1 protein-coding gene is annotated in these 843 nt (G+C 53.4%); it reads right to left on the bottom strand.

All coding sequences use genetic code 11. The features are described 5' to 3' along the window. Positions 1-9: 9 nt before the first annotated feature. Positions 10-799, bottom strand: a protein-coding gene (locus IT781_RS21975) for an IS5 family transposase (protein WP_194972301.1) whose coding sequence is annotated in 2 segments (ribosomal slippage) — positions 10-538 and positions 537-799 — 792 coding nt in all. Because the reading frame shifts where the segments join, the coding sequence is not laid out codon by codon here. Positions 800-843 lie beyond the last annotated feature (44 nt).

Below are 843 nucleotides of genomic sequence, written 5' to 3'. Positions count from 1 at the left end.
AGAGCTTGTTCAATATCTCCTCAGCAATAGCGCCAGGAAAGCCAGGTTGACGAACTGTAAGCTGGTATTGAGCAAGCGCTCGGTATTTTTCCAAAGCCGCCGGCATTTCTCCAGCCAGGCGAACGATCGTTCGACGACCCAGCGTTGGGGCATGACGGCAAAGGCATGAAGCTCATGACGTTTGGCAACCTGTACCTCTGCACCGATTAATGTCCGTACCGATTCCGCAAAAGGCTGACCGGTATAACCGCCGTCTACCAGTAACGCTGCCACGGCCGATAAGTTAGCCGCATGCTGATCAATTGCCATGAGCGCCCCTTGACGGTCCGTGATATTAGCGGTAGTGACGACTATCGCATGGGGCAATCCTTGGGTATCAACCACAATATGACGCTTGATGCCCGAAACTCGTTTGCCGGCATCATAACCTTTGCTGCGTGCGCAATCGGTGTTTTTGACGCTCTGGGCGTCAACGATGCAGAAACTCGTCTTGGCGTTGCGCCCCTGTCTGGTACGGGCCTCGCCAACCTGATTTTTTTAATGCCTGCTCCAGCAGACTGGTTCCGCCTTCAGGTTTCTCGCTCCACAGCGAAAAATAGTGATGCACGGTGCGCCATTTCGGAAAATCGCTCGGCAGCATGCGCCATTGGCAGCCGCTCTTGAGCAAATACAGAATGGCACAGAACACCTCATACAAGTCCACGGTGCGAGGCCGGGTTTTCTTGCGGGCATTGTCCAGCAGGGCTCTGACTGGTTCAAACTGTTCGCGACTGATGTCGCTGGGGTACACTTTTCTCATGCCTCTCATTATCTATCATACTCAGCAGATATTGAACAGGCTCT

It is taken from the genome of Methylobacter sp. BlB1 (assembly GCF_015476545.1).
Classification (GTDB): Bacteria; Pseudomonadota; Gammaproteobacteria; order Methylococcales; family Methylomonadaceae; genus Methylobacter.
The sequence above is the reverse complement of the archived record's forward strand: the minus strand, read 5'-3'. Positions and strand labels throughout refer to the sequence as shown.